Here is a 24,053-nt window from a genome sequence, read left to right on the forward strand (position 1 = left end):
CCACCGCACCACCGCACCACCGCACCACCGCACCACCGCACCACCGCACCACCGCACCACCGCACCACCGCACCGAGTGAGGGCGGCCAGGCGGGTCAGGTCGCGCAAGCGGGCTCGTGCAGCCAGGCCGCCCGGGGAAGGGGCTGCCGATGCCGCGGCTCGCGCAAGGCCGAGCCCGGCAGGTCGGCGAGGCTCACGGGCGCGGCAGTGCTTCACCCGGTGCACCGGAACCACACGCCGGCCGAAAGGGCGGAGTCCGAGCGCGGCAGCGGTGCTGGTGGCTAGGCTGGCCGTCCGCGTCGACGTCGAGGTCGTGGAGGCCGCAGGCAGATATGGCAGGCACACCCGCACACAACGACTCCGGTTATCTCGGTTCAGCAGGCGGGACCTCGTGCCATGTGGTGCGCACGAACCGTCCGTGGGAATCCGGGATCGATGCCATCGGAGTCTCCGTCGGTGACATCCTCGGCAGCCTCGGCCGCGCCGTCCGCGAACAGTCGCTGGACTCGGGCTGGGATTCGATCGACTACGAGGCGATTGTCCCCGAAAGGCCGTACGTGCTGAGCATCCGCGGCACCGACCGGGGCTCGCTGCGGTTCGCGGTGCTCATGACTCCGCACGAAGGCGGCGGCTCCAGCCCGCCGACGTTGCCGGCGATCGCCACGGCCGCTGAAGCCGGCATTCGTTTCGCAGCGAGGGCGAACTCGAGCGCGTTCGGGTTGCCGCTGCTGGGCACCGGCGATCTCGGATTCAACGAGGAGGAAGTCGCCGCGGTAGTGATTCCAGCGGCGGTCCGGGCGCTTCAGGACACTAGCGGCCTGCGCAGTCTTGTCTTCGTCTGCAACTCCGAGCCTGCGGAAGACGCCATCCGCGCGGCCTGGCACCAGGCGGGCGTCATGCGATTCTCCGCGGTCGAACTGGCCGGCGGCGTCTCGAACGACCTGGTCGATCCGACGCGCGGCATCCCTCTCGAACGCGACCGGCTCGGCGTCGCACCCTACGTGTCGATGCTGGCGACGGTGATCGCCGACCGGAGCACTCTGCCGCCGCTGTCGGTCGGGGTGTTCGGCGAGTGGGGGTCCGGCAAGAGCTACTTCATGGGGCTGATGCGGGCCGAGGTGGGCAGGCTCGCGGGGTCGGGCAATCCGGCTTACTGCCGCGAGATCGTCCAGATCGGGTTCAACGCCTGGCATTACGCGGACCGCAATCTGTGGGCCAGCCTCGGCGACGAGATCTTCCGGCAGCTCGCCGGTCCGGGCCCGAATGCGCAGCAGCGGCGTGACCAGCTGCGCGAGGAGCTGGCCACACGGCTCGATCAGGTCACCGAACTCGAGGACGCGAAGCGGCAGGCGCAGGCGACTGCGGCGAAACTCCAAGCGGATGTCGACAAAGCCGCGCTGAATCGGAAGGACGCCGCGAGAGTCCTGATCCGGGCGTTGGGCGGCAGCCGGGAAGTGTGGCAGCGCCTCGGGATTCAGGACGAGGCCGAGCAAGGGGCGCTGCTCGTCGAGCAACTGCGCGGCACGTTGTCCGAAGCCGAGGCATTGCGCAGGTCGCCGAAGGGGCGTTGGGGCAAGGCGGCGCTGGTCGCGTCCGCGGTCATCCTGCTCGCCGGGTTCTTCGTCGCCGCGATCGTGCCGGTGGCGCGGGAATGGCTGGCCGGGGTCGGCGTCGGGTTCGCCGCGGTGGCGGGCACGGGGGTCGCGTTGCTGAGCCGGGCCCGGTCGGGATTTCGGGAGTTGCGCGAACTCAGCGAGGATCTCCGCCGCGGCATCGACCGGCGCGCGAGCCGGATGGTCTCGCCCGAGGTCGCCCGGATGCTCGAGGAGATTCGGCGGGCGGAGACCGATCAGCGGGTCGCCGAGGCGCAACTGGAAGAAGTGGTGGCGAGGGTCGGCGAACTCGGCCGGGAGCTGACCGAGCTGACGCCGGGCCGCAATCTTTACGCTTTTCTGGCCGACCGCGCGCACGGCGATTCCTATCGGCGCGACCTCGGGCTGATCTCGACCATCCGGAAGGATTTCGAGCAACTGGTCGAGCTCATGGACGATTGGCGCGCGCACCCCGATTCGGCCGGCACCCCGATCGACCGGATCGTGCTGTACATCGACGATCTCGACCGGTGCGGCGCGCGCCAGGTGGTCGAGGTGCTGGAGGCGGTGCATCTGCTGCTCGCCCTGGAGTTGTTCGTGGTGGTGGTCGGCGTCGATCCGCGGTGGCTGACCCGGTCGTTGCACAGCCGCTACGACGGGATGCTCGACGATTCCCCGGACGCAGGCAGGCTCGCTTCGCCGGAGGACTACCTCGGGAAGATCATCAATCTGCCGTTCGTGCTGCCGACGATGTCCGAGGGGAGCCTGCGCCGCCTGCTGCGGTCGCTGACCGACGACCGCCTGCTGGAGCCGGCGGGCGAGGAACGGACGCAGCGGAATCCGCCCCCGGCAACGACACTCCCGGACCTGGTTCCCGAGATCGAGGAAGGGTCCGAAGTAGACAGTCAGAGCCGTCCGGAGCGGGCCGCGGATCCGCCGCGTCCGCTCACGCCCGCGGAGATCGACCTGCTGTCCGAGCTGGACGCGCTGATCAGCACGCCGCGCGAGGCGAAACGGCTCTTCAACCTGTACCGGATGCTCCGCGCGACCCGGGACCTGTCCGCGGCGTCGCATTTCCTCGGCGACGACACCGAACCTGGTGACTACCAAGCAGTCGTGGCGCTGCTCGGTCTGCTCACCGCGCCGGGACTCGTGCTCGAAAAGGCACTGGACACGCTGCCGGACCCGGAACGATCGATCACCGGCGGCCTCGTCCACCGTCCGCCGGATGCCGCCTGGGCCGCGTTCGTGGCCGATTGCGCACCGCGGCGCCACGGCGAGGTCTGGCGGAACCCGGTCGCCGGGACGCTCTGCGACAGCGAACTGCGGGACTGGCGTCAGCTGCATCGCGGCCTTGCCCACGTTTCGGCCACGCTCCGCATCGACGCGCTTTCCCGGTTCCAGCACTGGATTCCGGCCGTCCGCCGATTCTCCTACGTGCTCTTCCCCACGACCTGACTTCCCGGGAGACCATCCGGTCCGCGACCCGGACGGTCTCCGCGGAGCAGGGGTTGTACAGCGGCGCGACCGGCACCAGCCACACCGCGACCTCGCCCACGTATCGACCACACCGCATCAACACGCTCTCCCAGCCCCAGCACTGGATCCCAGCCGTCCACCACGCACCACCCCACGACCTGACTACCCAGAAGACCAACCAGCCCGCGCCCCAGACGCACCCGCCGGAGCAGAGTCACTTTCGGCTGCACAGCGGCGCGACCGGCACCAGCCACACCGCGACCTCGCCCACGTATCGACCACACCGCATCAACACGCTCTCCCAGCCCCAGCACTGGATCCCAGCCGTCCGCCACGCACCACCCCACGACCTGACTACCCAGATGACCATCCGGTCCGCAACCCAGACGGGACCCGCAGAGCAGGGTCACTTTCGGTTGTACAGCCGCATCGTCAGCGTCCCGAACACTGCGGTCAGCGCGACCGACGCGATCAGCGTCCAGGTGATGGCGCCGCCGTCCCAGGCTCCGGACATCATCGAGCGCACCGCGGTCACCAGGTGGCTGATCGGGTTGGCCGAGACGCCGGCCTGGAGCCAGCCGGGCATGGTGGACGGGTCGACGTAGATGTTGCTGAGGAACGTCAGCGGCATGATCACCATCATGCTGACGCCCATCACCGACTTCTCGGACCTCAGCAGCAGCCCGAACATCGTCCACACCCAGGACAGCCCGAACGAGAACACCAGCAGCAGCAGGACTCCCGCGGCCACGCCGCCGACGCCGCCGTCCGGGCGGAAGCCCAGGATCAGGCCTACCACCATGATCACCACGGACGCGATCAGGTACCGCAGCACGTCGCCGAGGAGGTAGCCGACCATCGGGGCGGGACGCCAGATCGGGAGCGTGCGGAAGCGGTCGAACACGCCCTTCTCGATGTCGGTGTTCACCGCGACGCCGGTGTACATCGTGATCATCACGACGCTCGACGCGAGGATGCCCGGCAGGAAGAACTGCAGGTACTGCGTCGGCGAACCGGCCAGCGCGCCGCCGAACAAGTACGTGAACATCAACGTCATCATGATCGGGAACGCGGTGACGTCGAACAGTTGCTCCGGCACGTGCTTGATCTTCAGCACCGCCCGCCAGCCGAAGGAGAACGACGCGGACAGCGCGCTCGGCCGCGGCGGCCGTTCGGTGGCGAGCAGGACCGCGGCCAGCTCGTCCGGTTTCGGGGTCGCGAGGTCGAGATCGGGTTCCTTGACGGTGGTCACGCCGCCTCCTCGGTGGCTGTGCGGTCGGTCAGAGCCAGGAAAACCTCGTCGAGGCTGGGCTGGCCGAGCGAGAACGTGTCGACGATGACGCCGGCCTTCGCAAGTTCCGCGAGAGCCCGCGACGCGCGGTCGGCGGCGGCTTCGTGCGCGTCCGACGACAGCCGTGCGGTGATCGCGACCGGGTCGGGATCCAGTTGCACGGTGGCGGACAGCGCGCGTTCCAGCATTTCGGCGGCGGTCGCGCGCTGGTCGGCGTCCCGCAGTCGCACGTGGACGGCTCCGACTCCGACCGAGGCCTTCAGCTCGCCCTTCGTGCCCTCGGCGATGACCCGGCCGTGGTCGATGACCGCGATCCGCGACGCCAGCTGGTCGGCCTCGTCGAGGTACTGCGTGGTGAGCAGGACGGTGGTGCCCTGCGCGACGATCGCGCGGACGATGTCCCACACCTGGTTGCGGCTGCGCGGGTCGAGGCCGGTGGTCGGTTCGTCGAGGAACAGCACATCCGGCGTGTTGAGGATGCTCGCGGCGATGTCGAGCCGGCGGCGCATGCCGCCGGAGTAGTTCTTCACCTGCCGGCGCGCGGCGTCGGTGAGCCCGAACGCGGCGAGCAGCTGGGCCGCCCGATCGCGCGCGGCGGCGGTGCGGTGCCCCAGCAGTTTGCCGAGCAGCACCAGATTCTCTTGCCCGGTCAGGTCTTCGTCGACCGAGGCGTACTGGCCGGTGAGGCTCACCCGGCTGCGCACGGCGTCCGCCTCGCGCACCACGTCGTGGCCGAACACCCGTGCTTCGCCGCCGTCCGGGCGGGACAGCGTGGCGAGCATCCGGACGGTGGTGGTTTTGCCCGCGCCGTTGGGCCCGAGGACGCCGTACACGGTTCCGGCGGGCACCACGAGGTCGACCCCGTCGACCGCACGGGTCTCGCCGAACACTTTGACGAGCCCGGAAGTCTCGATCGCCGGTTCCCCGGCAGCGTTGCTCATGTCTTTTTCCTTCCCCTCAGTTCTTCATCCGCGATACGGCCGCGCGCGCCGGCCGTCGCGCAGCGCGAGTCCCCACCAGATCAGTTCGTCCAGTAGAGCAGAGGCCGCGTGGCCTGCGGATTCGCCGTGCGGACCCGCGCCGGGGTCGTCGCATTCGTGCTCAAGCAGGTCGAGACACACCGAATCCCGCACCGTCGCCGTGTGCAGTTCGGTGAAGACATCCCGAAGATGCTCCACCGCGTAGCGGCCTCCCGCGCGGTAGCCGTAGGAGACGAAGCCGACCGGTTTGGCCCGCCATTCCTCGTACGCGCAGTCGATCGCCTGCTTCAGCGACGCCGGGAAGCTGCGGTTGTACTCGGGCGTGACCACCACATACGCCTCGGCCGCCGCGATCCGCTTCGCGAACCCGGCCATGACGGCCGTCGGCTCGGCAGGCAGCCGGGCCGGGATCGCGAACGTCGCGAGGTCGAGCACGTCGAGCACCGCCCCGCCGTGCCCGGCGGCCCGCTCGACGAACCATCGTCCGATCTCACCGCCGGCCCGGCCTTCCCGGGTGCTGGCGACGAGCACGGCTACCCGCAGCTCCTCGTCCACATTTCTTGGGCGCCAGATTGGTGCGCGATGCTGCCAGATTGGATCTAGCAGGGCGTTTGTGCTGCTCAGCGAGCCAGGGAAGAGTGCCCGCGAGTCCGCTGGACGGCAGCGGGGAGAGACGCAAGAACGGATCTGGCGCGTTCTCTTCGCGGCGGCAGTCAGCGGCTCACCGCCGCGGCGCCAGCCCCGAAACCGCCATCGCGGGCAGGATGACCCGCATGGACACGGATCTGCCCACAGTCAGTGTGCGTTTGCGGCGCGCCGATGCCGTGGTGCTGTTCGACTGGTTGATGACCGTCGACCTGGACACGGTGCCCATCACACATCCAGCGCAGAAGCAGGCGCTAGCCGATCTGCTCTCCGGCTTGGAATACCTGACCGACAGCGACGTCGCTCAATCCACGGCTGAGGAAATCGAGGCCGCGCAGGCGGAGGTCGCCAAGGACATGGGCTGGTAGCCGCTAAGACTTGGTACCCGTGACCGGCGAGGCGCGGAAACAACCCCGCCGGTCACGGAGACTCACTCCCGCAACGCCAACGCCACCGCGCCCAGCAGCGAAGCGTCCTGGTCGAACCGCGCGGGCACCAGTTCCGGCGGGAATGGCACCGCCGCGGTCAACCGCTCCCGCAAAGCGGGCAGCAGCACGTCAGCCGACCGGACCAGCCCGCCGCCGACCGCGATCCGGGCGGGGTCGAAGGCGATCGCCAGGTTGGCCACGTGCATGGAAAGCTCGTCCAACGCCGAAGCGACCAGCTCCTTGGCCTCCGTGTTTTCCCGTGCCAAGGCAAACAACTCCCCCGCCGTGACCGGGCGGCCGAGCAGCGCGGTTGCCCGCGTGCCCAGCCACCGGCCTCCGACGGCTTCTTCCAGCGGCGCCGCTCCGCTGGCGAAACCGTCGGCGTCGTGCGGGGTGCGCAGGTTGTACCCGATCTCCCCGGCCGCCCCGTTCGCGCCGGTCAGCAGGCGGCCGCCGACCAGGACCGCGGCGGCGATTCCGGTGCCGAGGGACAGGAAGACCGCGGGGTCGGCTCCCTTCAGCGTGCCCCAGGTCCATTCCGCCAGTGCCGCGGCTTTGGCGTCGGTGCCCACCGCGACCGGAACGGCGGGGAAGGCTGCCGACACCAGTTCGGCCAGGCGGAGTTCTTCCCAGCCGGGCACGTTCGGGGCCAGCAGGATCCGGTCCGGCAGCACGATTCCCGGGCTGACCACGCCGATCGCGGCCAGCGGGGTACCGGAAACCAGCTCGGCGGCGGCGGCCAAAGCCCGCGTGACCACCTGTTCGGCGCCCGCTTCGGCGTCGGTTTCCAGGCGGCGGGCCGCCAGCAGGACGCCGGTCCGGTCGGACAGACCCAGCGCCACTTTCGTGCCGCCGAAGTCGATGCCCAGGATCAGGTCTTCCGATGTCACTCGCGGGTCCCCTCGATGACCGGCGGGACAGCGCCCTGGCTGTCCCGGTGCGGACCGGCGGGCACCACGACCCGGCCGGTGTTGAACCCGTCGACGCTGACGGTCGGGGCCGCGCCGCGGAGGTCGGCGGCCCGGTAGCGGACGGTCAGCGTTTGCGACTGGCCCGGCCACAACGTGATGTCGTTGTCGTCCCAGGTCGCGGCTGGCAGCTGCGACCCGTCGGCAGAGCGGCGCAAGTCCGCGCGCAGGAAGAAACTGACCGCGGAGGTCTTCGACGTGTTGGTGACCGTGACCGCGGTCGCGGTGTCCGTGCCGTCGGGGCCACGCGACGGGCGGGTCGACGCGGCCACGTCGACCCGCGACTTCGGCAGATCGCGCAGGGCAGTCAGATCGCTGTACTGGCTCATCGTCGCCTGCGGGTTCTGCAGCGTCTTCGCCCAGTCGACGACGTCCTTCCGCGTCGACATCCAGTAGACGTTCCGGTCCACGACCTTCCCGCCCTGGCGCACCTGCAGCTCGACGAAGTACACCTGCGCCTTCGCGGGGGCCTTCGTCTCCGCCGGGACCTTCGGCTTCAGCAACTCGGTCGCGACGCCCTGGCTGTCCAGCGAAACCGCCGGAGCGGTCTGGTCGTCGAGGACCTTGCCCGCGGTGTCGTACACCTTGGCACGCACCGAAATCCCGTTCTGCCGCGCGGCGCCCAGATTGGACAGCGCGACCGTGCCGGTGTCATAGGCGTAGAGCGCGTGCAGCGGCTTGTTCGCCTTCTGCGCACCGAAATACGCGCCTGGCTGGTCGCCGTCGTTGTTGTACAGCGACCACAGCAGCGTCGGCCAGCCCTTGTTCAACTGCCAGTACACCACGCCGGTCGACGGGTTCTTCTTGTCGTTGGCGTGCGCGAGGAACGCCTCGAACTGGGAACGGGTGTTCTCGTAGTTCGCGATCTGCGCGGACTCCACATAGGACTTCAGTGAATCCCATTTCCCGTACCGACGGGCGATCGACTCGTCCAGAGTGTACAGCGTGCCGAACTTGTAGCCGCCGTGCCCGGATTCGTCATTCGCGTGGTACTGGTTGTAGGCCGGGTCCTGCCACAGCTTCGCCTGCTCCTGCGGAGACAGGAACCGCCGGAGCGAATCCAGTGTCGGCACGGTGTGCCCGGCACTCTGTTCGCTCGCGAAACCCCAGGCGCCGCCCGCGTTCGTGCGGCTCGGGTCGGTCTTGTCGAAGGTCGACGAGTCGTACCAATAGGCTGGCGGGACCCAGTCGTAGGGGCCTTCCTTCTCCCCCGACGGGCCGAGCGTCTTCGTGCTCTTGTACTCCGCCGACGCGATGACCGGCACGTCCCAATCGGCGGCCTTGAACGCGCTCAGCGTCTCGGTTTCCTGTCGCGGGATCGGCTCGTTGTCGCTCCAGCCGTAGGTGATCACGCTGGGGTGGCCGCGTTCGCGCTGCGCGATCGAGTACGCGGAATCGTGCATGATCCGGTAGTCGCGATCGGTCAGTTTCTCCGGATGCTCCGGCTGCCAGGCGTCGCAGCAGAGGAATCCGCCGAGCACCAGCAGTCCGGCGCGGTCGGCCTGGTCGTAGAAGTCCGCGGGCATGTCGTGGCCTTCGAGCCGGACTCCGGACAGGCCCATGTTCTTGATCAGCGCGATCTGGTGCGCGATGTCGGACTTGTCGTAGCGCAGGAACAGGTCCGGTGCGAAACCGCCGCCGCGGAACACGAAATCGCGGCCGTTGACCGCGAACTTCCGCGCGCCGTCCGGCAGCGCCGGGGACTTGCCGATCAGCTTCGACGTCACCGTCCGGATCCCGAACGTCTCCGACGACGAGGTCGACACCACGCCGCCCTGCGAAACTGTCGTGCCCAAGGTGTACAACGGCTGTGCACCCATCGAGTACGGCCACCACACCTGAGGCTTGACGATCTTCAACTGCGGGAACTTCGCCGGCGTGAACGTCACGGTTTGCTTGGCGTGCGCGGGAACCGTGACATTCTGCCGCACCACGACCGGCCAGCCGCCGCCCGGCGGTGTGACGGTCGCGGCGACCTCGCCGGTCTGCGGCGCGGGCGCGTCGTTGGTGACGTCGACCTTCGCGGTCAGCGAAGACGTCGACAGATCCGCCGCGTTGTCCTGCACGACGTGCGCGTTGGCGCCGCTCAGCGCGTCCGACAGCTGCAGCGTCGGCGGGAACTGCAGGCCGGTGTTGTTGTCCGGCACGATCTGCGCCCAGTCGGCCTGGTCGAGCGTGTACATCGAATTCGGGTCGTTCGGGTACATCTTGACCGCGAGCGTGTTCCGGCCCGGCCGCAGGAGTTTCGTGACGTCGAAGGTGTGCCCCGCGTACGCGCCGCTCACCACGTCCTTGCCGGCGACGAGCGTGCCGTTCAGCCACACGTCGCCCTCGCCGACGACGCCCGGGATGGTCAGCTTCGCGTTCTTGCCGGGCCGGAAGCCGGGGTTGAAATCGGTGCGGAACCACCACGGATCCTTGAACTGCTTCGTGGTGACCGGCCCGCGCTTCGTCTGGTAGCCGAAGCACTTGCGCATGTTGTCCGAGTAATACACGTTCGCGCACTTGCCGTTTTGCACCAGCGCGGTGATCTCGGTGCCCGGCGCGCCCGCGTCGTCCGGCTTCACCTTCAGCCAGCCGCGCGTCGGGTAGCCGGGCTTCGACACCGCCGTGCCGCCGTCCTTGACCTGCGCGGTCGTCAGCACCTGCCAGCCGCCGAGGCCGATTGCCGGCGGACCCTGCGGACGGGACGCCACCGGTTCCGGTTGCTGCGCGGAAGCGGTGGCCGTGACTACGCCGGGGAGGAGGACCAGCGCGGCGATCCCGGCGATCAGCGGTTTCCTCACGACTCCGCCCCCGCGGGCTGGGACGCGAACGCCTCGCGGATTTCCTTGGGACCGAACGGCCACACCTTTTCCTTCGAGGCATAGACCAGGAAGGCGACGAGCCCGAGGGCGATCCAGGCGATCGAGAGCCAGATCGAAAGCCAGCTGGCCGACACGTACACGTAAACCCACCCGATGAGCGCGATGATCGTCGGCACCGGATACAGCACCTGCCGGTAAGGCCGCTTGAGGTGCGGCTGACGGCGGCGCAGCACGATGATCGCCGCGACCTGCGCCAGAGACTGGATGATCACCAGCACGGTGACCGCCGCGTTGATCACGTCAGTCAAGGTGAACAGCGAACCGACCGCGGTGATCGCGCCCATCGCGAGCACGCCCGCGGTCGGGAGGTTCAGCCTCGGGTGCAGTTTGCCGAACACCGGCAGGAACACCTTGTCGCGCGCGGCTTCGAAGGGCACCCGCGACCCGCCGAGCAGGCCGGCGAACACCGAACCGACCGCGGCGATCACGATGAAGACGGTGACGATCTTCGCGGTCGCCGAACCCCACGCCTGCTCCAGCACCGACGATGCCACGGATGTCGCGTTCTTGAGTTCCTCCAGCGGGGTCGAGCCGAGAACGCCGACCTGCAGCAGGAAGTAGAGCGTCATGATGCCGAGGATGGAGAAGAGGATCGAACGCGGGAGCGTGCGGCCCGGATCGCGGACCTCGCCGCCGAGGTAGGCGCTCGTGTTGTAGCCGAGGTAGTCGTAGACGGCGATGACCAGTCCCGCGCCGAGACCGGACCAGAACGCGCCGCCCGAGCCGAAGGCTCCCGGGGTGAAGTCGAACGCCTGGTGCGCGTCGAAGTGCGAGAAGGCCGCGATGATCACCGCGAAGACGGCGAAGAGCATGATCAGGAACAGCGCGGTGGTGAGCTTGCCGATCTGGCCGATCCGGCGGAACAGCGCGAGCACGATCAGCACGACGAGGCCGATGCCGACGACCTTGCCCAGCGGGGTGACGCCGCCCGCGCCGGTCACGCCCGGCACCAGGTAGCCCAGGTACTGGACCAGCCCGATGATGCCGGTGGACATGATGAGCGGGATGAACAGCACCGCGCTCCAGGCGAAGAGGAACGGCATCAGCCGCCCGGAGCGGTACTGGAACGCTTCGCGCAGGTAGATGTAGGTGCCGCCGGCCCCGGGCAGCGCCGCGCCCAGTTCGGCCCACACCAGCCCGTCGGCGAGCGCGATGATCGCGCCGATGATCCAGCCGAACATCGCCTGCGGGCCGCCCATGGTCGCGACCATCGCGGGGATGGTGACGAACGGGCCGATCCCGCACATCTGCGTCATGTTGATCGCGGTCGCCTGCAGCGGCCCGATCCGGCGTTCGAGACCGTCCCCCGGAAGGGTCGCGGAGTCCCCCGGGCGGGTGGGTGAGCTCACGTCGTGCCTCCATCCAATAGTTAGTAAAGCTTCTTAACATACACTGAACGGGGTGCGGAAGAGCTGCGTCCGGAAAGTTGCCGAAACCGGTGCGGGAGCGGAAGAAGGGAACGGCGGGGCGCGGGTCCGGCGGACGGGGGCGTCTCCCCGTGCGAGGGCGGGTCCGGTTGAGGGGGCGTCTTCCCGTGCGGGGCGCGGGTCCGGCGGACGGGGCCGCCTCCCCGTGCGGGGCGGGTCCGGCGGACGGGGCGCCTTCCCGTGCGGGGCGGGTCCGGTTGACGGGGCGCCTTCCCGTGCGGGGCGGGTCCGGCGGAGGGGGCCATCTCCCCGTGCGGGCGTGCCATCCGGCCGGATGGCACCGCTGACCGGCAGCTTCGGCAGCGAGCCTCGCGCGAACCGGCTGCCGGGCGGAGCGCGCGGCTGCCAGGCCGCTTCCCGCCGTCCGCCGATCCGGGAGCGTTCGCCTGATGTCCCAACCCGTTGTGCGCCCCGGACGCCTCCGGCTGGTCCCGTTGTCCACCGGACATCTCAAGCACCTGGCCGAACTCTCCGCCGCCCCGGAAGCGATGCGCTATCTGGCCGGTGTGCAGACCAAGGAGGGGGCGCGGGAGCTGCTCCGGCACAGGTTCCGCGACATCGGGCTCGACCGCAGCTACGCCAGGACGGCAGCGGACGGCCAAGCCTCCCCGGCGACGATGGCGTCGATCGGGCTCCGGCGCGTCCGGGACTTCGTCGCCGACCCCGAGTACTTCGCCCCGGGTGACGACCGGCACGCGGTCGAGTACCCCGTCGGCCGCGAAGAGCGGCTGGCGTGTTCGCCTGATGTTCCGACCGGTCTCGCGCACCGAGCGCATCCGGCTGGTCCCGTTCGCCGGTTACTGGGCCTTGCGGCCCGGCGAGACTCCGCGAGAGGCGCGACTTCGTCTCCGCCGGCCCCGGCTGCTTCGCGACGAGTGGCTGGCCCGGAACTAGCGGAAACACGTTCACCCCGGCGTGCCGCGGAGGCGGATGGCACGCCGGCCCGGCGACCCCATATCGTTGCGCGGGCAGCCGTCCGGAGGTGGAACCCGAACCGTGCCCGACTACTACGCGGTACTCGGCGTGGGGAAATCCGCGTCCCCCACGGAGATCAAGGCGGCCTACCGTCGGCTGGCCAAGACGTTGCACCCGGACGCGGGCGGCACGGTCGGCACCTTCCAGCTGTTGCGCGAGGCCTACGACACCCTCGCCGACCCCGATGAACGCGCGCGCTACGACGCCGGCGTTCCGGCCGCCTCGGTGCCCAGACCGCGGCCGCGGCGGCGGTTCGGCGAACAGCCCGGCTACCGGCTGGAAGCGCCGGACATCGATCCGGAAACCCTGGAGTGGTGGTCGTTCGCCGCGGCCGATCCGCGGATGCGGCACGGGCGGCGGCGCGGGCCGGGGCACACGCCGGTCGTCGCGGCGGTCGCCGGCACGGTGCTGGTGCTGGCGCCGCTGCTCGCCGGGATCGACTTCACGCCGCCGGTGCTGATCGTCTGGCTCGCGCTCACCGCGGGCACCGCGCTGCTCGTGCACCGGCTCGCCCGCGGTTTCCTGTCCGCGCGCCGCGCCCGGCACGAGTTCGCGGAGGAGTTCGGCGGCAACGCGGTGTTCGGCTCCCCCGGCGCCGAGGCCGACGAGCTGGCCGAACGGCTCACCGCCGACCTGCTGGAGCGCTATCTGACCCGGTTGCCCGGCGCGCGCATCTTCCACGGTCTCGCGTGGCCCGGTTCGGTGTTCGCCGACGTCGACCACGCGGTGCTGTGCGGGAAACGCCTGGTGCTGGTCGAATCGAAGCTCTGGCTGCCCGGACACTACGAAACCGCGGAGGACGGACGGCTGCTGCGCAACGGGCGGCTGTTCCGCGGCGGCGGCAGCCAGCTGGAAGAAAGCCTGGAGCGCTACCGCGAACTGCTGCCCGGCGTCGCGCTGCGCGGCGCGATGATCGTGTACCCGAGCCGCGACGGGGAGGTCACCACCGCCGAACCGGACGGCGAACCCGGTCCGCCGATGACGCCGGAGCAGTTCCTGCACGAGATCGGCGGCTGGCTGTCCGCCGAACCGTCCACTGTGGACCACAACGCGCTGCGCACGGTGCGCGCGCAGGTCACCGGGTCCGGCCGGGCGGCCTGACTCACCGGGGACATATCCGGCACGTGTCACGCTGAGTGCATGACCACCGTGTCCGCCGGCCGCCGTCCCGTCCTGCTCGCGCTGGCCGGGATCGCCGCGCTGGCTCTCGGCGCCGTGCTGGTGCTGCTGTTGCAGGTGGTGCCGCCCACCGACGAGATCAGCGCGACCCGGCGGACCATCAGCGAATACGGGCTGTCGGACCGCAAGTGGGTGTTCGACCTGGCGGTCGTGCTGGTCGCGGCCGGTTCGGCGGTCGCGTTCGCCGTGCTGCGGCTGCAAGGGCGGCTGCCGGGCCTCGCGGCCGTGCTCGGAGCGTTCTGGACGGCCGGGTTGCTGGTGATCGTCGCGTTCCCGAAGACCGACTGGACCCAAGCGGCGGCGACCGGCGCGGGCGGCACCCTGCACCGGGTCGCCAGCGTCGTCGCCTTCGTCTGCCTTCCGCTCGCGGTGCTCGTCTCGGCGCGCAGGGCCTTTCCGAACTCGCCACGCCGCCGGTTCCTCGCCCGCGCACTCGCGGTCGCGTCGCTCGCCTGGTTCGCGGTGATCCTCGGCGCGGTCGCCGTCGCCGCGATGACCGACCAGCACTGGTGGCTGCTCATTCCGCTCGGCCTCGTCGAACGCGGGATGGCGCTCACCGAACTCGTCGCGCTGGCCGCGCTGGCCGCCCCGGGAAGCGCCGCGTCAGCATCCGGACGCTGAGGACCGCGCCGGCAGCCAACGCGCTCAGCACGGAGGCGTTGCCGAGCACCATCTCGCCCGGATTCCAGGACAGCTCCCGGTGCCCGCCCTCGGGAACCACGGCCAGCGCGATCCCGCTGAAAACCGCTCCGGCACAGATCAGCGCGCGCCTGCCGGACAGAAAACCGGCCAGCGGCACCGCCCAAATCCAGTGGTGTGTCCACGAAAGCGGGCTCACCAGCAGCCCGCACCCCGCCGTCACGAGCAACGCGGCTCGCGGGTCGCCGCGCCGGTGGAACTCGCGGACCAGCAGCGCGCCCGCCAGCAGGCACAGTGCGGCCGACGCCGCGTACCAGCCGAGCGAGGTCGCGCCGAACCTCGCGAGCATCCCGTGCAGAGATTGGTCGAGGACCCAGTCGACGGTTCCGGCGTTGCGGTTGTCCAGCACGGCCGAGGTCCAGTACCGGATCGAGTCTCCCGGCAAGATCAGCGCCCCGGCCGCACTCGTCCCGAGGAAGGTCACCGGCGCGTGCCACGCGCCGGAGCGGCGGCCGGTCAGGAACAGGTACGGGACGAAGATCAGCGGGGTCAGTTTCACCGCCGCCGCGAGTCCGATCAGCATCCCGCCGGATCTGCGGCCGCGGACCGGCAGTGCGTCCAGCACCACCATGGCCATCAGGACGCCGTTGATCTGGCCCAGCGAGATCATCCGCCACACGGGTTCCAGCACCGGCAGGAGACAGAACGTCAGCAGCGGCCGTTCCCGGGCGAACCGGCGCGTCGCCGACCACAGCGCGAGCACCGAGCCGGCCGCGAGCAGCAACCACGCGAAGTGCGCCGGAAGCGCGGCCAGCGGCAGGAACAGCAACGCCGCGCTCGGCGGGTACGTGAACGGCAGTTCCAGCGCGGACTTCGGGTCGAGCGCGAGCAAGGGCTCGTAAAGCGGCTGCCCGCGCAGCACGGCCAGCGCACCGGCGCGGTACACCGCGCTGTCCACGCCGAGCGGTGCGCCGCCGAGCCAGCGAACGACGGCGATCCCGGCCAAGACGGCGGCTGCCAGCCCGAAGACGATCTTTTTCTCTTGGCGCACAAGGGAAAGCTAGGGAGACCAGCGCCCCGGAATCGTCGCTCCGCGGAGCGGTCTTCGGCTGCTTCCCCGGTAGCGTCCCGCGCGGCGGGTGCTACCGGCGCATCACTGGCCCGGCACCACGAACTTCGCCTCGTAGGCCAGCACCACCGCCTGTGCGCGGTCGCGGACCCCGAGCTTGCCCAGCACCCGGCTGACGTGCGTCTTGGCGGTCTGCTCCGCGATCACCAGCTGCCCGGCGATGTCGGCGTTGGACAGTCCGCGCGCGATCAGCCGCAGCACCTCGAGTTCGCGCGCGGTCAGCTCGGACAGCCTGCCGACGTTCTGGGCCGGCGGCCGCGTCCCGGCGAACCCCTCGATCACGCGGCGGGTCACCGCGGGCGCGAACAGCGCGTTGCCCGCGGCCACCATCCGGACCGCGACGACCAGATCGTCCAGCGGGGAGTCTTTCAGCAGGAACCCGCTGGCACCGGCGCTGAGCGCACCGTAGACGTACTCGTCCGCGTCGAACGTGGTCAGCACGAGCACCCGCGGACCGGCTTCCCGGCCGTCGCCGAGGATGAGCCGGGTCGCGGCCAGCCCGTCGAGGTCCGGCATCCGGATGTCCATCAGCACCAGGTCCGGGCGCAGCGCGCGGCACGCGGCCACCGCCTCGGTGCCGGTGGCCGCCTCGCCGGTCACCTCGATGTCCGGCTGCGCGTCCAGCACCGCGCGAAAGCTCTGCCGGACCATGGTCTGGTCGTCGGCGATCACCACCGTCACCGCCATGGCTGTCCCCCCTGGTCCAGCGGAACGGTCACGGCGACGGCGAACCCGCCGCTGTCCAGGCGTCCCGCGGAAAACGTACCGCCGAGCGCCGCGCGTTCTCGCATCCCGAGCAGCCCGTGCTTCTCCCGGCCCGCCGTGTCCTCCGGAGCGCTCGCGACGGCACCGGTGTCCTGCACGAGGAGCCGCAGCTGTCCCGGACCGACCTGCACCAGCACCTCGACCGGTGCGCCGGGTGCGTGCCGGACCGCGTTGCTGAGCCCTTCCCGGACGATCCGGTACGCCGACAACCCGACGCCCTCAGGCAGCCCGCGACAATCGCCGCACAGCTCGAACCGCACGTCGGTGCCTGCCGCGCGGACGCGTTCCACCAACTGCCCGATCTGCTCGGCTCCGGGCTGGGGCTCGGTCTCCTGGCCAGCATTTCGGTCATCCCGTTGCGGGCGGTGTCCTGGATCGACTGGAACTCCTCGCGCAGGCCTTCGTCGAGGCCGGGGAACCGGTAGCGCGCCGAGTCCGCGCGCATGGCCAGCACCGACATGTGGTGCGCGACCACGTCGTGCAGCTCGCGGGCGATCCGGGCGCGTTCCTCCAGCACCGCCCGGCGGGTGGACTCCGCTTCCAGGTCGCGTTCCGCGCCGCGCAGCCGGGAAACCAGCCAGCCGAACGCCAGCGGCACCGCGAGCAGCACGGAGATCGCGACCAGTTCGCCCCGCACGTTCGCCAGCAGGGCGCCGACCCCGGTGGAGATCAGCCAGACCCACGCCAGCACGCCCGGCCGGTGGGTGCGGCCGACCGCGACGAGCACGGGGATCGCCGCCACCGCGAACCCCTCGGTCCACGGCCAGCCGAACCGGGCGTGGATCCCGTAGAGCTGGTCCGCGCAGCCCACGACGACGATCAGCACCCGCCAGGCCCACAGCGGGCGCACCAGGGCGAGCCCGACCGCGAACATGGTCAGCGCGGCCGCCAGCACCCGCGGACCCTCGTTCGCGCGGTCGGCGGGAAAGAACGCGAGCACTCCGGCGACGACCGCCGCGAGCCCGGTCAGCGCCTGGTGCGTCCGGCCGGGCGCGACAGCCGGACCGCCGCCCCCGGCGACCGCCTCCCCAGCGCGCGTCCCGCCGCGGCGAGGGGCGCGCTCGTGCTCTTCACCGGCGGCGACCCTACTAGCCGGGACCGGCATTCCGGCCGCACGGGGCGAACCGCACTTCCGAGGTCTCGCGAAATTCTCGTACTAAGCGTACGCTTAGCGCCGCTGCCGAACCGCTTTCTCGACGATGAGGAGATCCCCGTGACCGCTTCCCGTGTGGCCATTGTGACCGGCGCCGGCCGTGGCATCGGCGCCGCCGTCGCCCGCCGCCTCGCCTCCGACGGGTTCGCCGTCGGACTGCTGGACCTCGACGAGGCCGGAGTCAAGCAGGGCGCCGAGGCGATCGCCGCCGACGGCGGCCGCGCGGTCGGCGTCGCGCTGGACGTCAGCGACGCCGGGCAAGTCGAAGCCGCGGTGACCCGCGTGGCCGAGGAACTCGGCGCGCCGACCGTGCTGATCAACAACGCCGGCATCACCCGCGACAACCTGCTGTTCAAGATGACCGAACAGGACTGGGACTCGGTGCTCAACGTGCACCTGCGCGGTTCGTTCCTGATGACCCGCGCCGTGCAGCAGTACCAGACGCAGGAGAAGTGGGGCCGGATCGTCAACCTGTCCAGCACCTCGGCGCTGGGCAACCGCGGGCAGGTCAACTACTCCGCGGCCAAGGCGGGCATGCAGGGCTTCACCAAGACGCTGGCGATCGAACTGGGCAAGTTCGGCGTCACCGCCAACGCGATCGCGCCCGGGTTCATCGCCACCGACATGACCGCGGCGACCGCCGAGCGCGTCGGCATGAGCTTCGAGGACTTCAAGGCCGCGGCCGCCTCGCAGATCCCGGTGCAGCGCGTCGGCACGCCCGAGGACATCGCGAACGTCGCGTCGTTCCTGGTCAGCGAGGGCGCGGGATTCGTGTCCGGCCAGGTCATCTACGTCGCCGGCGGACCGAAGGACTGATCTCGATGCGCGTGTTCTCCGATGTCGCCGAACTCGCCGAAGCAGTGGGCGGGCCCCTGGGCACGAGCGAATGGCACACCGTCTCCCAGGAGCAGGTGCAGCTGTTCGCCGACGCCACCGGCGACCACCAGTGGATCCACCTCGACGCGGAAAAGGCCGCTGCCGGCCCGTTCGGCACCACGATCGCGCACGGGTTCCTCACGTTGTCGCTGATCCCGGCGTTCCTGCCGGAGATCTACCGGGTCGAGGGCCTGAAGATGGGCATCAACTACGGCCTCAACAAGGTGCGGTTCCCGCAGCCGGTCAAGGTGGGCTCGCGGGTGCGCGGGACCGCGGAGCTGGCCGAGCTGACCGACGTGCCCGGCGGCAAGCAGGCCGTGGTGCGCTGGACCGTCGAAATCGAGGGCGAGGACAAACCCGCCTGCGTCGCCGAGATGGTCTCCCGGCTCATCCTCTGAACCCCGTGACCTCGCACGAACTGGAGTCCTTCCGATGACCGAAACCGACCCGCCCGGCCTCGATCTGGCGAGGCTGCGCGCCCATCTCGACCGCGAGCGGCCCGGGCTCGTCTCCGGAGCCCTCACCGCGGAGGTGGTGCAGGGCGGGCGGTCCAACCTCACCTATCTCGTCTCCGACGGCACGCGGCGCTGGGTCGTCCGCCGTCCGCCGCTCGGGCACGTGCTGCCGACCGCGCACGACATGCGCCGCGAGTTCCGCGTAATGAGCGGGCTGGCCGGAACTCCGGTTCCGGTGCCGGAAACTGTTCTGCTGTGCGAGGACGCGGACGTGCTCGGCGCGCGGTTCTACGTGATGCAGTTCGTCGAGGGCACGCCGTACCGCACCGCCGAGGAGCTGGAGCAGCTCGGCCCGCAGCGGACGCGGGCGATCGCCGATTCGCTCGTGGACACACTCGTCGACCTGCACGCGGTCGATCCGGAAGCGGTCGGGCTCGGCGATTTCGGCCGTCCGGACGGCTTTCTGGAACGCCAGCTGCGCCGGTGGAAGAAGCAGCTCGACGGTTCGCGCAGCCGCGACCTGCCGGGTGCCGACCGGCTGCACGACCAGCTCGCCGCGGCGATTCCGGTGTCCGGCCCGCCCGCCATCGTGCACGGCGACTACCGGCTGGACAACGTGCTCGTCGACGGCGACGACCGGATCACCGCGGTGCTGGACTGGGAGATGTCCACGCTCGGCGACCCGCTCACCGACCTCGGCCTGATGGTCACCTACGCGCGGCGGGACCAGCTCTCGCTGCCGATGGTGTCGAACGCCAGCAGCGCGCCGGGATATCCGGACACCGGCGAGACGATCGCCCGCTACGCACAGCGCTCCGGCCGCGATCTGTCGGCGCTGGACTGGTACGTGAGCTTCGCGTTCTTCAAGCTCGCGGTGATCCTCGAAGGCATCTACTTCCGTTTCCAGCAAGGCAAAACCGTCGGCGAGGGCTTCGACCAGATCGGCGCCGCCGTCGCCCCCCTGATCGAGCAGGGCAGCAAGACGCTCACCAAGGAGAACTGATGGACTTCGCGTTCGACGCCCGTACCGAGGACCTGCGCGGGCAGCTGCTCGAATTCATGGATTCGCACGTCTACCCCGCCGAGGCTGTTTTCCACGAGCAGCTGGCCGCGCGCACCGACCCGTGGTCGCCGCCGCCGGTCGTCGGCGAGCTGAAGGCCGAGGCGCGCAACCGCGGGCTGTGGAACTTCTTCCTGCCCGGCGACCACGGCGCGGGACTCACCAACCTCCAGTACGCGCCGCTGGCCGAGATCACCGGCCGCAGCCCGCATCTCGCGCCTGCCGCGGTGAACTGCGCCGCGCCGGACACCGGGAACATGGAAGTGCTGACCATGTTCGGCAGCGAGCAGCAGAAGAAGCAGTGGCTGGAACCGTTGCTGGCCGGGGAGATCCGCTCCGCGTTCGCGATGACCGAACCCGACGTGGCCTCTTCGGACGCGCGCAACATCGCGACCAGCATCCGCCGCGAGGGCGACGAGTACGTGATCAACGGGCGCAAGTGGTACATCACCGGCGCGATGAACCCGAACTGCCAGATCTTCATCGTGATGGGCAAGACCGATCCGGACGCGCCCGCGCACAAGCAGCAGAGCATGATCCTGGTCCCGCGCGACACCCCGGGGCTGACCGTCGTGCGCGGCATGCAGGTGTTCGGCTACACCGACGGCGACCACGGCGGGCACGCCGAGGTGCTGTTCGAGGACGTGCGGGTGCCCGCGGAAAACCTGATCGCCGACGAGGGTTCCGGGTTCGCCGTCGCGCAGGCCCGCCTCGGGCCGGGCCGCATCCACCACTGCATGCGCGCGATCGGCATGGCGGAGCGCGCGCTGGAGGCGATGTGCCGCCGCACGCTGTCGCGCGAGACGTTCGGGCGTCCGATCGCCGATTCCGGCGTCGTGCAGGACTGGATCGCCGAGGCGCGCGTGCGCATCGAACAGCAGCGGCTGCTGGTGCTCAAGACCGCGTGGCTGATGGACACCGTCGGGAACCAGGGCGCGCACACCGAGATCCAGGCGATCAAGATCTCCACCCCGCTGGCGGTCGAATGGATCCTGGACAAGGCGATCCAGGCGCACGGCGCGGGCGGCGTCTCGCAGGACTTCCCGCTGGCGGAGATCTGGGCCGGGGTGCGCACGCTGCGGCTCGCCGACGGTCCGGACGAGGTGCACAAGCGTTCGCTGGCGCGGCGCGAGCTGAAGAAGTACCGGACGGAGGCGGGCAAGTGACCGTCGAGGAGCTGCGGGCGCAGGTCGCTTCGTTCCTCGCGGCGCACGATCCGGCCGAGTTGCCCGCTTTGGACTTCCTGCGGGCTCGGTTCGACGCCGGGCTCGCCTGGGTGCACTTCCCCGAGGGACTCGGCGGCCAGGGCGCTCCGCGGGCGCTGCAGGGCGAGGTCGAAGCAGCTTTCGCCGCCGCTGGCGCACCGGACAACAACCCGCGCCGGATCCTGATCGGTCTCGGCATGGCCGCGCCGACCATCCTCGCGTTCGGCACCGAAGAACAGAAGAAGCGCTACCTCCGTCCGCTGTGGACCGGCGAGGAGGTGTGGTGCCAGCTGTTCAGCGAACCAGGCGCGGGCTCCGACCTCGCCGCGCTGGCGACCCGCGCGGTCCGCGACGGCGACGACTGGGTCGTGACCGGGCAGAAGGTGTGGACGTCCAGCGCGCATCTCGCGCAGTGGGCCATCCTCGTCACCCGCACCGACCCGGACGTGCCGAAACACCAGGGCATGACGTACTTCCTGTGCGATATGACCGCGCCCGGCGTCGAGGTCCGGCCGTTGCGGCAGATCACCGGCGAGGCCGAGTTCAACGAGGTTTTCCTTACCGAGGTGCGGATTCCGGACGCGCAGCGGATCGGCGCGGTCGGCGAGGGCTGGAAGGTCGCGCAGACCACGCTGATGAACGAACGCGTCGCGATCGGCGGCACCGCGATGCCGCGCGAGGGCGGCATGATCGGGCTGGTCGCGAAGACCTGGCGGGAGCGTCCGGAGCTGCGCACGCCGGAACTGCGCGACCGGCTCGTGCAGCACTGGGCCGAAGCCGAATCGCTGCGGCTGGCCGGAGAACGGCAGCGGCAGCAGCTCGCGGCGGGCGCGCCCGGTCCGGAGGGTTCGGCGATGAAGGTGGCCTTCGCCGAGCTGAACCAGCAGCTGTCCGGCCTGGAACTGGAACTGCTCGGCGAAGAGGGCCTGCGCTACGAGGACTGGACGATGCGCCGTCCGGAACAGGTCGACTTCTTCGGCCGCGACGCGGGGTACCGGTACCTGCGCGCCAAGGGAAACTCGATCGAGGGCGGTACCTCGGAGGTGCTGCGGAACATCATCTCCGAACGCGTGCTGGGGCTGCCGTCCGAGCCGCGGGTGGACAAGGACGTCGCCTGGAAGGACCTGCCGCGATGAGCACGCCGGACCTGCTGTACTCGGATGTGGAAGAGGATCTGCGGTCTTCGGTGCGTGCGCTGCTGACCGACCGCGCCGGTCCGGCCGCGCTGCTGGCCCGGGTCGAAACGGGCACGCCGTACGACCTGGCTCTGTGGAAGACGCTGGCCGCCGACCTCGGCACGGCCGGGCTGATGGTGCCGGAATCCCTTGGCGGACACGGGGCTTCGCCGCGCGAGGTCGCGGTCGTCATGGAGGAACTGGGCCGGAGTGTCGCGCCGGTGCCTTACCTGGGCAGCGCGGTGCTCGCTACTGCCGCACTGCTGGCCGCGGGTTCGGACCTGCTTCCCCAGCTCGCTTCCGGCTCGGTGATCGGCGCGCTGGCAGTGCCTTTGTCGACCGCTCCTGGTGCCGCGTTCCCTGCCGCTGTCGAGTTTCTTGACGGAACCCTGACCGGCCGAGTGTCCACAGTGGTCGATGCTTCGGTCGCCGGTCTGCTGGTCGTTCCGGCGGTGGGTCCTGACGGTCCTGGCCTTTACGCCGTGGACGCTTCGGCCGCGACCGTGACCGAGGCCGTGTCGCTGGACCTGACGCGCCGGGTCGCCGACGTGACTCTGCATTCTGTTGCCGCGCAGGTGATTTGCACCGGTGCCGCTGCTGCCGACGCGTTGGACAGCGCCTTGACCACTGCGGCTGGGTTGCTGGCTTCGGAGCAGACCGGGATCACCGAGTGGGCGCTGGCAGAGACTGTCACGTACCTGAAGGGGCGGTACCAATTCGGCCGTCCGGTCGGGGGTTTTCAGTCGCTGAAGCACCGGTTGGCGAATCTGTACACGGAACTGGTCAACGCGCGCGCCGCGGCTCGGTACGCGGCGGATGCGCTGGCGACGGGGAACGACGTGCCGATCGCGGTGGCTGTCGCGCAGGCGCGGGTGTCGCCGATCGCGGTGCACGCGGCGGAGGAAGCGATTCAGCTGCACGGCGGGATCGGGATGACATGGGAACATCCGGCGCATCTCTATCTCAAGCGGGCCAAGAGCGACCAGATCGCTTTCGGCACGCCGGGGCGGCATCGGGCCCGGTTGGCTGACCTGGTGGATCTGCCCGCCTGACGGTTTTTGCCGGTGGCCGGGGTTAACGTGGTCGGCATGGACGAGACCCCGGCTTCCCTTCCGGCCCGGCATGGATGACCTGTCCGATGCTCCGGCCTGGGCCGATGAACGGCCTGAAATCCATCCCGCGGATCCGGCCTGGGCTTCGCGGGGTTCGGCGTTGTGCGCTGAGGTCGCACGGCTGCTCGCGCCGTGGCTTGCTCCTGGGCGGGTGGAGCACGTCGGCTCGACAGCGGTGCCCGGTTTGGCGGCCAAACCGGTGCTCGACGTGATGGCCCCGCCGCGGGACCTGTCCGCGGCGACGGTCTCGGCGGTGGTGCCGGTGCTTTCCGCTGAGGGCTGGTGTTTCGTGCCGCCGGAACTGGACGTCGCGGCACCTTGGCGGCGGTTTTTTGTGCTGCCGGACGCGGAGGGGCGACGCCGGGTGGCGCATCTGCATCTGCTGCCGGAGGGACATCCGAGGTGGCAGGCACAGCTTCGATTCCGGGACGCGCTGCGGGCGGATCCCGGGCTGGCCGACGAGTACGCCGAGGTGAAGCGGCGGCTGGCCGGGGAGGTGAGGGATCGGGAGGAGTACACGGCGGGGAAGACGGAGTTCGTCCGGCGGGTTCTGGGCGGCTGAGAGCGACCATCCGGCATGGGCGGTCGAAGGGGGACGTCCACCACGACCAACGCCGGGTCTCTCCGCCCGAGCCGCGTCGAAACTTCGGCGT

Annotated in this window: 20 protein-coding genes and 1 pseudogene; 11 read left to right on the top strand and 10 right to left on the bottom strand. The window is 70.3% G+C overall.

The window, feature by feature from the left end; translation table 11 throughout:
- Positions 1-332: 332 nt before the first annotated feature.
- Entirely contained in the window at positions 333-3,050 is a 2,718-nt protein-coding gene (locus tag BM362_RS20465) for a P-loop NTPase fold protein (RefSeq protein ID WP_167545378.1), read from the top strand.
- 427 nt (positions 3,051-3,477) lie between these two features.
- Here the strand turns inward: BM362_RS20465 and BM362_RS20470 are convergent, their stop codons facing one another.
- From BM362_RS20470 to BM362_RS20480, 3 genes are read right to left on the bottom strand one after another with little or no spacing between them, the layout of a single operon-like run.
- Positions 3,478-4,323: an ABC transporter permease gene (locus tag BM362_RS20470; protein WP_067578851.1), complete on the bottom strand. Its 846-nt coding sequence runs from the start codon at positions 4,321-4,323 to the stop codon at positions 3,478-3,480.
- The gene (locus BM362_RS20475) at positions 4,320-5,303 is read right to left on the bottom strand and encodes an ATP-binding cassette domain-containing protein (protein ID WP_067578853.1); all 984 of its coding nucleotides are present in this window, start codon (positions 5,301-5,303) and stop codon (positions 4,320-4,322) included. The genes BM362_RS20470 and BM362_RS20475 overlap by 4 nt, the downstream gene beginning before the upstream one ends.
- 24 nt (positions 5,304-5,327) lie before the next feature.
- The gene (locus tag BM362_RS20480) at positions 5,328-5,897 is read right to left on the bottom strand and encodes an NADPH-dependent FMN reductase (RefSeq protein WP_067578855.1); all 570 of its coding nucleotides are present in this window, start codon (positions 5,895-5,897) and stop codon (positions 5,328-5,330) included.
- Between the two features lie 218 nt (positions 5,898-6,115).
- Between BM362_RS20480 and BM362_RS20485 the strand changes: the two genes are divergently transcribed.
- Positions 6,116-6,355 (top strand): hypothetical protein, encoded by a 240-nt coding sequence (locus BM362_RS20485; RefSeq protein WP_067578857.1) that lies wholly within the window; start codon positions 6,116-6,118, stop codon positions 6,353-6,355.
- 62 nt (positions 6,356-6,417) lie between these two features.
- On the opposite strand, the gene BM362_RS20490 is transcribed toward BM362_RS20485, so the two are convergent.
- Genes BM362_RS20490 through BM362_RS20500 form a run of 3 tightly spaced genes read right to left on the bottom strand, consistent with a single transcriptional unit; the run spans position 6,418 to position 11,599 of the window.
- Entirely contained in the window at positions 6,418-7,305 is an 888-nt protein-coding gene (locus BM362_RS20490) for an ROK family protein (RefSeq protein WP_093574238.1), read from the bottom strand.
- Positions 7,302-10,169, bottom strand: a complete 2,868-nt coding sequence (locus tag BM362_RS20495; RefSeq protein WP_093574239.1) for a glycoside hydrolase family 2 protein — start codon at positions 10,167-10,169, stop codon at positions 7,302-7,304. Before BM362_RS20495 ends, BM362_RS20490 begins: the two co-directional genes overlap by 4 nt.
- The gene (locus BM362_RS20500; RefSeq protein WP_093574240.1) at positions 10,166-11,599 is read right to left on the bottom strand and encodes an APC family permease; all 1,434 of its coding nucleotides are present in this window, start codon (positions 11,597-11,599) and stop codon (positions 10,166-10,168) included. The genes BM362_RS20495 and BM362_RS20500 overlap by 4 nt, the downstream gene beginning before the upstream one ends.
- Positions 11,600-12,673: 1,074 nt before the next feature.
- On the opposite strand from BM362_RS20500, the gene BM362_RS20510 reads away from it, so the two are divergent.
- Complete coding sequence (locus BM362_RS20510; RefSeq protein WP_067578867.1) at positions 12,674-13,753, top strand: J domain-containing protein; 1,080 nt, start codon at positions 12,674-12,676, stop codon at positions 13,751-13,753.
- A 39-nt stretch (positions 13,754-13,792) separates the two neighbouring features.
- Positions 13,793-14,452, top strand: coding sequence for a DUF998 domain-containing protein (locus tag BM362_RS20515; RefSeq protein ID WP_093574241.1), 660 nt, complete (start codon positions 13,793-13,795; stop codon positions 14,450-14,452).
- Here the strand turns inward: BM362_RS20515 and BM362_RS20520 are convergent.
- The 4 genes and pseudogenes from BM362_RS20520 to BM362_RS20530 all read right to left on the bottom strand — a co-directional run.
- Positions 14,385-15,521: a glycosyltransferase 87 family protein gene (locus BM362_RS20520; RefSeq protein ID WP_093574242.1), complete on the bottom strand. Its 1,137-nt coding sequence runs from the start codon at positions 15,519-15,521 to the stop codon at positions 14,385-14,387. The genes BM362_RS20515 and BM362_RS20520 overlap by 68 nt on opposite strands.
- A 102-nt stretch (positions 15,522-15,623) precedes the next feature.
- Positions 15,624-16,286, bottom strand: coding sequence for a response regulator (locus BM362_RS20525; RefSeq protein WP_093574243.1), 663 nt, complete (start codon positions 16,284-16,286; stop codon positions 15,624-15,626).
- Positions 16,277-16,654 carry a sensor histidine kinase gene (locus BM362_RS50620; protein ID WP_425285724.1) on the bottom strand — a complete coding sequence of 126 codons (378 nt, stop codon included), beginning with the start codon at positions 16,652-16,654 and terminating at the stop codon, positions 16,277-16,279. The genes BM362_RS20525 and BM362_RS50620 overlap by 10 nt, the downstream gene beginning before the upstream one ends.
- Positions 16,655-16,716: 62 nt before the next feature.
- A pseudogene (locus BM362_RS20530) lies at positions 16,717-17,469 on the bottom strand (sensor histidine kinase); the annotation flags it as partial.
- A 108-nt stretch (positions 17,470-17,577) separates the two neighbouring features.
- Here BM362_RS20530 and fabG point away from each other — a divergent pair.
- The 7 genes from fabG to BM362_RS20565 all read left to right on the top strand — a co-directional run bounded on the left by fabG (position 17,578) and on the right by BM362_RS20565 (position 23,962).
- Positions 17,578-18,333, top strand: coding sequence for a 3-oxoacyl-ACP reductase FabG (gene fabG / locus BM362_RS20535; protein ID WP_067578875.1), 756 nt, complete (start codon positions 17,578-17,580; stop codon positions 18,331-18,333).
- 5 nt (positions 18,334-18,338) lie between these two features.
- Positions 18,339-18,791 carry a MaoC family dehydratase gene (locus tag BM362_RS20540; RefSeq protein ID WP_067578877.1) on the top strand — a complete coding sequence of 151 codons (453 nt, stop codon included), beginning with the start codon at positions 18,339-18,341 and terminating at the stop codon, positions 18,789-18,791.
- 34 nt (positions 18,792-18,825) lie between these two features.
- Positions 18,826-19,851, top strand: a complete 1,026-nt coding sequence (locus BM362_RS20545; protein ID WP_067578879.1) for a phosphotransferase family protein — start codon at positions 18,826-18,828, stop codon at positions 19,849-19,851.
- On the top strand, positions 19,851-21,074 hold the full coding sequence (locus BM362_RS20550) for an acyl-CoA dehydrogenase family protein (RefSeq protein ID WP_067578881.1): 1,224 nt from the start codon (positions 19,851-19,853) through the stop codon (positions 21,072-21,074). The genes BM362_RS20545 and BM362_RS20550 overlap by 1 nt, the downstream gene beginning before the upstream one ends.
- Positions 21,071-22,249 carry an acyl-CoA dehydrogenase family protein gene (locus tag BM362_RS20555; RefSeq protein WP_067578883.1) on the top strand — a complete coding sequence of 393 codons (1,179 nt, stop codon included), beginning with the start codon at positions 21,071-21,073 and terminating at the stop codon, positions 22,247-22,249. The genes BM362_RS20550 and BM362_RS20555 overlap by 4 nt, the downstream gene beginning before the upstream one ends.
- Positions 22,246-23,340, top strand: a complete 1,095-nt coding sequence (locus tag BM362_RS20560; protein ID WP_093574244.1) for an acyl-CoA dehydrogenase family protein — start codon at positions 22,246-22,248, stop codon at positions 23,338-23,340. Before BM362_RS20555 ends, BM362_RS20560 begins: the two co-directional genes overlap by 4 nt.
- Before the next feature lie 70 nt (positions 23,341-23,410).
- Positions 23,411-23,962, top strand: coding sequence for a GrpB family protein (locus BM362_RS20565; RefSeq protein ID WP_067578887.1), 552 nt, complete (start codon positions 23,411-23,413; stop codon positions 23,960-23,962).
- Positions 23,963-24,053: the final 91 nt, after the last annotated feature.

It is taken from the genome of Amycolatopsis rubida, from assembly GCF_900115345.1.
Classification (GTDB): domain Bacteria; phylum Actinomycetota; class Actinomycetes; order Mycobacteriales; family Pseudonocardiaceae; genus Amycolatopsis; species Amycolatopsis rubida.

Coding starts and splice junctions, on each gene's coding strand:
- BM362_RS20560 (WP_093574244.1), top strand. CDS start 22,246: ATGAGCACGCCGGACCTGCTGTACTCGGATGTGGAAGAGGATCTGCGG.
- BM362_RS20545 (WP_067578879.1), top strand. CDS start 18,826: ATGACCGAAACCGACCCGCCCGGCCTCGATCTGGCGAGGCTGCGCGCC.
- BM362_RS20475 (WP_067578853.1), bottom strand. CDS start 5,303: ATGAGCAACGCTGCCGGGGAACCGGCGATCGAGACTTCCGGGCTCGTC.
- BM362_RS20525 (WP_093574243.1), bottom strand. CDS start 16,286: ATGGCGGTGACGGTGGTGATCGCCGACGACCAGACCATGGTCCGGCAG.
- BM362_RS20465 (WP_167545378.1), top strand. CDS start 333: ATGGCAGGCACACCCGCACACAACGACTCCGGTTATCTCGGTTCAGCA.
- BM362_RS20485 (WP_067578857.1), top strand. CDS start 6,116: ATGGACACGGATCTGCCCACAGTCAGTGTGCGTTTGCGGCGCGCCGAT.
- BM362_RS20565 (WP_067578887.1), top strand. CDS start 23,411: ATGGATGACCTGTCCGATGCTCCGGCCTGGGCCGATGAACGGCCTGAA.
- BM362_RS20515 (WP_093574241.1), top strand. CDS start 13,793: ATGACCACCGTGTCCGCCGGCCGCCGTCCCGTCCTGCTCGCGCTGGCC.
- BM362_RS20550 (WP_067578881.1), top strand. CDS start 19,851: ATGGACTTCGCGTTCGACGCCCGTACCGAGGACCTGCGCGGGCAGCTG.
- BM362_RS20540 (WP_067578877.1), top strand. CDS start 18,339: ATGCGCGTGTTCTCCGATGTCGCCGAACTCGCCGAAGCAGTGGGCGGG.